This window comes from Streptococcus infantis (assembly GCF_047463275.1).
GTDB classification, from domain to species: domain Bacteria; phylum Bacillota; class Bacilli; order Lactobacillales; family Streptococcaceae; genus Streptococcus; species Streptococcus infantis_AF.
Map to the genome: position 1 here is coordinate 377477 of NZ_JASHEE010000002.1, position 8376 is coordinate 385852.

The following is an 8376-nucleotide window of genomic DNA, read 5'->3' on the forward strand; positions in this document are numbered from 1 at the left end:
AGTCAAAGGACTCCTCATTACATTTCAAAAGTATCGACTAAATTCTTATTTTGACACTCTTTGAGATAATGTTCTTTTTGCATACGTGTCTTGCGCTTGAAAAGAGCTTCAGCAGACATGGCCTCTTCCTTGCTGTCAAAACCTTCCGCAAAGATGAGTTTTACCGGCAATCGAGCTCGTGTATACTTGGCACCTTTACCGCTATTGTGCACGGCAATTCGTTTCTTCACATCTGTTGTATAGCCTGTATAGTAGGAACCATCACGGCACTCTACCACATACATATAAGCCTTATGATCCATAGTAAATCTCTTGAATTTCTGGTGTATAAGTACCATCACTATTATGAACAATGAGTGGTGGTAAAACCTTAAAACCACTAGTGGAGCCGTCCTTGATAGCTTCAATCAAAAGCATATTGGCTTCCTTCTCCCGTTTAGGATAAACAAATTGCAGACGTTTTGGAGCCAGATTATGCTGTTGGAGCGTAGCTAAGATATCTAATAATCGATCAGGACGATGAACCATTGCCAAACGCCCATTTGATTTGAGAATACTCTGGGCACTACGACAGATTTCCTTAAGATTGGTTGTAATTTCATGCCGAGCTAAAAGGTAATGCTCACTTTCATTCAGATTAGAATTTGGATCCACTTTAAAATAAGGGGGATTGCATAAAATCAAATCAACCTTGCTCCCCTGAATGTGACTTGGCATATTCTTCAAATCATCACAGATGACCTGCATCTGTCCGTCCAGCCCATTTAAACGTACTGAGCGTTCGGCCATATCAGCAAGACGTTCCTGAATTTCTACAGATAGAATTTTAGCCTTGGTCCGGCTACTGGCAAACAGTCCAACAGCTCCATTGCCCGCACAGAAATCTACTATCAAACCATTTTTCGGAAAACGAGGAAAGCGTGACAAAAGTACACTATCCACTGAATAGCTGAAAACCTCACTATTTTGAATAATTTTGATGTCAGTAGAGAAGAGTTGGTTAATTCGCTCTCCTGTTTTTAATAATTGTTCTTCGTTCATACTTCCATTATAGCAAAATATAATAACATCACAATGATTTGAGGGATATCAATTACTGTTTTTCTTTAAATGTTCCAAGGCTTCTCGTGTCCAAACAGGCATCATGCGACCAAGCGGCGCGAATCCATGTTTGATGCGATCATTCGAAAAACGTCTCCGTCTAGGAAGTTGATGTTTTTCTTCTTCCAAGGTACGAATGGAAAGGCTAGCCTTCCCTGTATATTCGTCAAAATCTACTACTTGTACCTGGACTTCATCACCGATTTTTAAAACCTCGTAAATATTCTCGATAAATCCTGTCCGAATCTCCGAAATATGAATCAGGCCTGTCACTCCTGTTTCTAACTCAACAAAAGCTCCATAGGGCTGAATCCCAGTAATACGGCCATTTAGCTTATCACCGATTTTCATTTTAGTCCTCAATTTCAATAGTTTCAATTACGACATCTTCAACTGGCTTGTCCATTGCACCTGTTTCGACACCTGCAATTGCATCCAGAACTTCATAAGAAGCTTCATCCGCAAGTTGACCGAATACAGTATGACGACGGTCTAGGTGAGGAGTTCCACCTTGTTCTGCATAAATCTCCGCAATTGGTTCTGGCCAACCACCACGAGCAATTTCTTTCTTAGAATATGGCAAGTGTTGATTCTGCACGATAAAGAACTGGCTACCATTTGTATTTGGCCCAGCATTAGCCATAGATAGGGCTCCCCGGACATTGTAAAGTTCTTCTGAAAACTCATCCTCAAAAGATTCTCCATAGATAGACTCTCCACCCATACCGGTTCCAGTTGGGTCTCCACCTTGAATCATAAAATCTTTAATAATACGGTGGAAAATCACACCGTCATAGTATCCATCTTTTGACAGAGCAATAAAGTTGGCTACTGTTTTTGGTGCGTGATCAGGGAAAAGTTTGATACGCATATCCCCATGATTTGTCTTAATAGTCGCAATTGGACCTTCTGCTGTTTCAATGTCTACTTGTGGAAAATGTAATTCTTTTTCTACCATACCGAATCCTTCTAAGGCATCAAAGATGCCATCTTCTTCTACTGTTTTTGTAATATAATCTGCTTTTTCTTTGATTTTGTCATGAGAAATGCCCATAGCAACACTAATACCTGCATAATCAAAGAGCTCTAAATCGTTAAGTCCGTCCCCAAAAACCATCACATTTTCAGGTTTAAGACCTAATTGGTCTACCACTTTGGCAACTCCAGCTGCTTTTGAACCGGAAATCGGCACAACATCTGATGAATGTTCATGCCAGCGTACCATACGCAAAGTCGATGCTAAACTTTCAGGCAACACAAGGTCATCACCCTGATCCTCAAAGGTCCACATCTGATAAATATCTTCTTTTTGGTAAAAATCAGGGTCCACCTCTAAATTAGGATAAATTGGGTCAATCGCCTGGCTAATCATCTCTGTTCGCCTTGATAGTTTAGCAGCATGACTTCCCACCAAACCATATTCAATTCCAACTTCTTTGGTCCAAGTAATATACTCTTCAACCTTATCTTTAGCAATTTTGTTACTATAAATGATATTGCCCTTTTTGTCCTCAATATAAGCACCATTCAAGGTTACAAAGAAATCAGGTTTGAGGGCTTTAATCTCTGGGACGACACCAAAAATGCCTCTACCAGTCGCAATTCCTGTCAAAATTCCTTTTTCGCGTAATTGTTTAAAGACTGTTGGAATAGTACTTGGAACAAAACCTGTCTTTGAATTTCGTAGAGTATCATCTATATCAAAAAAGATAATCTTAATCTTCTTAGCCTTGTATCTTAACTTGGCATCCATTATAATACCTCCTTCAATTCACTCTTTCCATTATACCATAAAGTAGAGAAATCCCACATCCCAATAAAATCCTTGTCTCTTATCCGAATTCCTTTACTAGATACAAAACCAAATCATCATTATTTTGGCTAGTTGCATTCATTTCCAAGGGTTGATTTCGATACCAGACACCTGTCCCATCTGGAATGTAGCCCCGTCTGATATACAATCTCTGGGCAGGGCCATAGCCTAAGTGCAAACCTACACCAAGAGTGACCTTACTCGAAACAAACTTGACTCGTTTTTCTGCTTCTTCTAGCAGTTGATTCCCAATCCCTTGATTTCGAAAAGGCTCAAACACATTAAAATCTGATAATTCTGGATAGACTTCTGCAAAAGGACCATGTTTAGCAGAGGGCAAAATGGTAACGTAGCCCGCTACAGCACCATCAATCTCTGCAACTAAGACTTCTCTCTCCCCACTTTCCTGTTCCAGAAAATATCTAGCCAAAATTTCCTCTCTACCAGGCCAACCTTGATTCATAAATCCATGAGATAAGGATTCAATATCAGACTTAATCATATTTCTAATCTTACAATTCATCTTTGACTTACCCACCTTTACTCCTTCTATTGCCATTATAGCACGCCAAGGTCAGAAAAAAACACCAAAAAAGAGAACTAGTAAAACTAGTCTCTTTTTATATTTTAGAATAGCTCAAGAGCAATCATAGTAATCATAGTTGCATCATAATAATTATCCAATGGTAAATCTTGCGTAAAAATATATTTATTCTGTTGAAGGAGTTTAAGATTCCCTTCGACAGTATTTGCCGCATAAGTAATTGGAGCTAAGAAACTTCCTGCTTGATATTGATTTAAAGCATGGCCTTGAAGATCATACCCGGCATAGATCCGTTTCTCTTTCATAAAGAAAGCCATCATCTTTTGAACGATTTTCTGACTTCTTTCGTCCCGACTCTGTGCCAAGTGGTAAGGCAAGCGACAAGCGTTATAAGAATAAGCTCCGTCGTATTGAGATTCAATGGTATTACCATCAGCAACACGCGCACCTGACTTCTCTACCCAGATAAAGTCTGGCAAGAGACCTGTCTCAGATTGAGAACTAATTTGCTCTAATTGCCCAAGCATTTTATCCTTAATATCGAGCCATTGTTTATCACCAGTTAGATCATAAAATACTTGGAAATAATGAGGTAGTGTATCAGATGTTCTCATCAAATAGTAAAAATCCGTATTTTTTTTGGCCCAATTTCCTACCTTTAGAACACCAGTATCCTCGTTATAATTGAATCGAAGAATATCAATCAAGATACTTTTGGCTTGACCTTCATATTCCTGAGCCTTATCTGGCCACTGCTTAGCAGCTTCGATCAAGGAATAAGCAATATAGAGATCGCCATCTGTAGCATTATGCTTTTCAACAGTTTCTTGTCCATTCTTGATAACCTGCTTCCAAGACATCAACTGAGTCCCCTCTAGTCGATGGTTTTTATAATAACGATACAGGCTATCAAAATTCTCTTGATTGGCTTGTCCTTTTTGAGCTGTATAAACTGTCAAGAGCATACCGTAACTCTGAGCTTCTGATAAAACAGTTGTCTCATCGCCACTACTAGTCGTACGAACATAAGTTTGATCCCCATTTGAAATGAGGAACTGCTGACTCCATTGATGGTAGATACGATTACGCATTTCGATTTTGCTCCTTCCTCTTGCCAAGAACAAGGTTAGGCAAAAGATTGAAAGGATGAGAACAAACCATACATATTTTAATTTATTCAGTTTCATAGTTCCCCCTAACCTGCAAAGCGTTTGGTTTTAACCCACTTCGTTTCTTTTCTACGAAGAATCTTGTCCATCACAATTGACGTAATGGAATCAATAGATACTACGATAAATAGTTGAGCATAAGTGAAATAAGCTAACAAGGCCAACCAAACCTGCCTGCTTGTTGCTTGCCCAAATTGGCTCGCTAATGCAATCATAATCTGCATCAAATAAAGGCCAATCATGAAAATCCAGTTGAAGAGCATTAATTGAGTGATGTAAATATTGTTTGCATCAAAGGCAAATGGAATATCAAAGTCCGGGACAAATATACGAACAAGCATTGCGATTATATTAGCAAAGAAAATCAAATCAGAAAGAACAATGGCAAAGTTAAACCAAAAGAAGATACAAGAATAGTTAAAGACTTCTAACTTAACACGCCAGTTTCCTTTACCAAACAGGTGCTTAAAGTTTGATAGGACTACTTCATAGTTCCCCTTAGCCCAACGTTTCCGTTGCATGTAATAACTCTTTAAAGTCTCTGGCTCTTGTTGGAAGGCCTCTGAATTATAAGCAAGGGCAATCAATTTTCCACTCTGCATGATTTTAAAGGAAATGTCGGTATCTTCTGTTAAGGCACCGTTTTTCCAACCACCAATACTTTTTACAAACTCAGTTTGAATAAGGAAGTTGGTCCCAGGTATACGTCCAATTTTAAAGAGATGCCACATACCCACATGGTGCACACGCTGGGTAACGACGATTTCTTGATTGATACAACGCGTCAAGAAGTTTTGATTCGCATTACGCGTTTTATTTCTACCAAAAGAGGCCACATGACGTTCTGGGTCCTTCATGACTTCCTTGACAAGGAAATAGAGAGCATTTTTCTCAGGCATAGCATCAGCATCATAAACGCAGATATAGTCTCCTGTAGCCATCTTCAAAGCATCATTAAGAACTCCAGCTTTACCTCCAGTACCACTACGATTGATAATGGTTAGATCTCTTCCAGCGTATTCTGGCATAGACTTAACAGATAAGCACTCTTGATAAGTGTTATCTGAACAATTATCTGCAAACAAGAGCAATTCCACACGATCGTGAGGATAATTCAAATCAAGGATGGCTTTAGCTGTCTGTGCAATAACCACATCTTCATTATGGGCAGGAACGACAATCGTCACCTTAGGGTAGTATGGTAATGGTGTTGTATCAACACGAAAATCACTATGTTTAAACCAAAAGTGAACAGCCGAAAAAAGAATAACCAATCCCCAGGCAAGAGAAATCCAGATAGAAATCAAAGTAAAAATCATCAATATTTGACTAATCATGATCCACCGCCTTAAAATTTTTATTTACACGATGGTATAAAACCTTGTACGCAATAAATAATATGACAAAACAAATGCCAAACACGAGACTTACTCCAAAAGCAACTCCCCAAAATGTTTCTGTCAGATTCATTTTCTCCTCCTAATATTCTACAATGACATCCGTCTCTAGCTGACGTTTTAAATGACTAGTTAAATCAGAGTAGTGTTTATTTTTCTCTCTGTTTTCAGAGTCAACTATCAAGTAACCCGTTTGAAATTGAATTCCTTGATTTCCGTCTTCACCATGAAAAACTAACTCTTCTAGTTTTTCCTTCAAATCATTGAAATAGATTTCCTTCAAGGAATGTTGATTGTTATCAGAAATAACAAGGAAATTCCCCTCTGAAATATAAAAGAGTTTATCATTGTACATCAGACTCTGTGAAATGACATCTTGAATCCGACTTAGCATACGATTATACTCTTTAGGTTTAATTTGGAAGAATAAGTCCTCATGGGACCAATGAATTAAGAGAGTCTGTATTTCCTCGCTTTTAGAAGAAAGCATAGATTCATATTCTAGAGCAGCCTCTTCTTCTTGATCTTGCACCTGAGAAACCATCTTAAAGAGATAATAACGAATCTTGATTAAAATTCCAATTAAAACAGGAAAACTAAAAAGGAAAATAAAAACTTGAAGACTTGGGATATAGACAATGCCCAGCACTAAAAAGATAATGCCTAGACCAAAGCTTAACAATATTGTCCAAGTCAGCAACAAATCTGATAATACCAAGGCTGCAAACAAGGCTAAGAAGAAAAATAAGATTTGTTCAAGTAAGAGTTGTCTAGCATAAAGCCCACAAAACACTAGGAGAAATAACTCAAATCCAATTAAAGCAATAGACCAGCTCCTAAATTTAATCCAGCTTTTCATTATGCTTCATCTCCTTCTCTAAATTCAGATACAGCTTCCGTCAAACCATAATAATGTTGAATGGCTTGAACAATCCGTTCAGAAGCTTTTCCGTCACCATAAGGATTCGGAGCTTGAGACATATCTTTATAGAGTTTTTCATCAGTTAAGAGTGCTGTCATTGCCTCTTTCACACGATTTGGATCTGTTCCAACTAATTTTAGAGTTCCTGCTCGTACTCCTTCTGGACGTTCAGTTGTATCACGAAGGACAAGAACTGGTTTCCCTAAAGAAGGAGCTTCTTCCTGAACACCTCCAGAATCCGTCATGATAAAATAACTTCTTGATGCCAAATTGTGAAAATCTAATACATCTAATGGTTCAATCAAATGAATTCGTTCATGACCAGAAAGAATATCCATAGCAGCTTCTTGGACTGCAGGGCTAAGGTGAACAGGATAGACAACTTCTAATTCTGAATGAACATCTACCATTTCGCGCAAGGCAGCAAAGACATCACGCATAGGTTGACCTTGATTTTCACGACGGTGCATTGTCACCAAAACTAATTTCTTTAAAGGATCCAATCGATCTAGGACTTCATGATAGTAATCTGATTGAACAGTCAATTTTAAAGCATCAATAGCGGTGTTCCCAGTGATGATAATAGCAAATTCAGGATGGTTTTCCTTAAGAAGATTCTCCTTACTATCAGTCGTTGGAGCAAAATAGAGATCCGCTAGATTATCTGTCATCTGACGGTTCATCTCTTCTGGGAATGGAGAATATTTATCAAAGGTTCTTAACCCAGCTTCAACATGCCCGATGCCAACTTGATTATAGAAAGCTACCAGACTTGCTACAAAAGTTGTTGTAGTATCACCGTGTACCAAAATCATATCTGGAAGTTCTTTCTTAACAATAGGATCGAACTTCTGGAGAATTTTAGCAGTAATATCTAAAAGTGACTGATTTTTCCCCATAATATCTAAATCATAGTTTGGTTGAATACGGAAGGTTTCAAGAACCTGATCTAGCATTTGACGGTGTTGAGCAGTTACAACTGTAATCGTTTCGATACAATCACTGTGCTTTTGTAATTCCAACACTAAAGGGGCCATTTTGATGGCTTCTGGACGCGTTCCAAAAACAACCATCACTTTAAGTTTTTCCATTATGGTTTCCTTTAAACATAATAAAATTTGACACATAATATTGATTCGAATATAGAATATTTCAATAATCAATTAATTTGATTGTCTTAATTATTTTACCGACAATTAATTTAAATGTCAAATTTTTTTAGAATCCACTAATGGTTTTAATAGTTTTGTAACACTGTGAAATCCTTTTGTAATAAATGGTTTCAGCAACTTTTACTAACATTCCTTTTTGGAGGAGTTCTCAAGATGAGTATGGTTGTTGGTGAAGAACGATTAGATGCAGTTTTACAGGAAATTAATGATTTGTTTGATGGTCATGTGCGAGCTGTTTCTAGTGGCTACGGCTGTATT

General features: G+C 37.9%; 9 protein-coding genes and 1 pseudogene. 1 reads left to right on the forward strand and 9 read right to left on the reverse strand.

Features of this window, described 5'->3' with window-relative positions:
- Positions 1–17 precede the first annotated feature (17 nt).
- The 9 genes from QM923_RS04535 to wecB form a co-directional block, all read right to left on the reverse strand.
- Positions 18–302: a GIY-YIG nuclease family protein gene (locus tag QM923_RS04535; RefSeq protein WP_195184158.1), complete on the reverse strand. Its 285-nt coding sequence runs from the start codon at positions 300–302 to the stop codon at positions 18–20.
- Complete coding sequence (locus QM923_RS04540; protein WP_006151401.1) at positions 292–1041, reverse strand: tRNA1(Val) (adenine(37)-N6)-methyltransferase; 750 nt, start codon at positions 1039–1041, stop codon at positions 292–294. The genes QM923_RS04535 and QM923_RS04540 overlap by 11 nt, the downstream gene beginning before the upstream one ends.
- A gap of 48 nt (positions 1042–1089) precedes the next feature.
- Positions 1090–1452 carry a S1 RNA-binding domain-containing protein gene (locus tag QM923_RS04545; RefSeq protein WP_004252382.1) on the reverse strand — a complete coding sequence of 121 codons (363 nt, stop codon included), beginning with the start codon at positions 1450–1452 and terminating at the stop codon, positions 1090–1092.
- A 1-nt stretch (position 1453) separates the two neighbouring features.
- Positions 1454–2854, reverse strand: coding sequence for a bifunctional Cof-type HAD-IIB family hydrolase/peptidylprolyl isomerase (locus QM923_RS04550; RefSeq protein ID WP_414291036.1), 1401 nt, complete (start codon positions 2852–2854; stop codon positions 1454–1456).
- A gap of 79 nt (positions 2855–2933) precedes the next feature.
- Positions 2934–3437 (reverse strand): GNAT family N-acetyltransferase, encoded by a 504-nt coding sequence (locus QM923_RS04555; RefSeq protein ID WP_414291037.1) that lies wholly within the window; start codon positions 3435–3437, stop codon positions 2934–2936.
- A 104-nt stretch (positions 3438–3541) separates the two neighbouring features.
- The gene (locus tag QM923_RS04560; RefSeq protein ID WP_414291038.1) at positions 3542–4645 is read right to left on the reverse strand and encodes a glycosyl hydrolase family 8; all 1104 of its coding nucleotides are present in this window, start codon (positions 4643–4645) and stop codon (positions 3542–3544) included.
- Positions 4646–4653: 8 nt separating this feature from the next.
- Positions 4654–5964: a glycosyltransferase family 2 protein gene (locus tag QM923_RS04565; RefSeq protein ID WP_414291039.1), complete on the reverse strand. Its 1311-nt coding sequence runs from the start codon at positions 5962–5964 to the stop codon at positions 4654–4656.
- A gap of 142 nt (positions 5965–6106) precedes the next feature.
- The gene (locus QM923_RS04570; protein WP_414291040.1) at positions 6107–6883 is read right to left on the reverse strand and encodes a hypothetical protein; all 777 of its coding nucleotides are present in this window, start codon (positions 6881–6883) and stop codon (positions 6107–6109) included.
- Positions 6883–8037 carry a non-hydrolyzing UDP-N-acetylglucosamine 2-epimerase gene (gene wecB, locus QM923_RS04575; protein WP_414291041.1) on the reverse strand — a complete coding sequence of 385 codons (1155 nt, stop codon included), beginning with the start codon at positions 8035–8037 and terminating at the stop codon, positions 6883–6885. The genes QM923_RS04570 and wecB overlap by 1 nt, the downstream gene beginning before the upstream one ends.
- A gap of 207 nt (positions 8038–8244) precedes the next feature.
- On the opposite strand from wecB, the pseudogene QM923_RS04580 reads away from it, so the two are divergent.
- Positions 8245–8376, forward strand: a pseudogene (locus tag QM923_RS04580) (haloacid dehalogenase); the annotation flags it as partial.

Excerpts from the sequence above, each read along its gene's own strand:
- QM923_RS04535 (WP_195184158.1), bottom strand. The coding sequence starts at position 302 with ATGGATCATAAGGCTTATATGTATGTGGTAGAGTGCCGTGATGGTTCC.
- QM923_RS04540 (WP_006151401.1), bottom strand. The coding sequence starts at position 1,041 with ATGAACGAAGAACAATTATTAAAAACAGGAGAGCGAATTAACCAACTC.
- QM923_RS04545 (WP_004252382.1), bottom strand. The coding sequence starts at position 1,452 with ATGAAAATCGGTGATAAGCTAAATGGCCGTATTACTGGGATTCAGCCC.
- QM923_RS04550 (WP_414291036.1), bottom strand. The coding sequence starts at position 2,854 with ATGGATGCCAAGTTAAGATACAAGGCTAAGAAGATTAAGATTATCTTT.
- QM923_RS04555 (WP_414291037.1), bottom strand. The coding sequence starts at position 3,437 with ATGAATTGTAAGATTAGAAATATGATTAAGTCTGATATTGAATCCTTA.
- QM923_RS04560 (WP_414291038.1), bottom strand. The coding sequence starts at position 4,645 with ATGAAACTGAATAAATTAAAATATGTATGGTTTGTTCTCATCCTTTCA.
- QM923_RS04565 (WP_414291039.1), bottom strand. The coding sequence starts at position 5,964 with ATGATTAGTCAAATATTGATGATTTTTACTTTGATTTCTATCTGGATT.
- QM923_RS04570 (WP_414291040.1), bottom strand. The coding sequence starts at position 6,883 with ATGAAAAGCTGGATTAAATTTAGGAGCTGGTCTATTGCTTTAATTGGA.
- wecB (WP_414291041.1), bottom strand. The coding sequence starts at position 8,037 with ATGGAAAAACTTAAAGTGATGGTTGTTTTTGGAACGCGTCCAGAAGCC.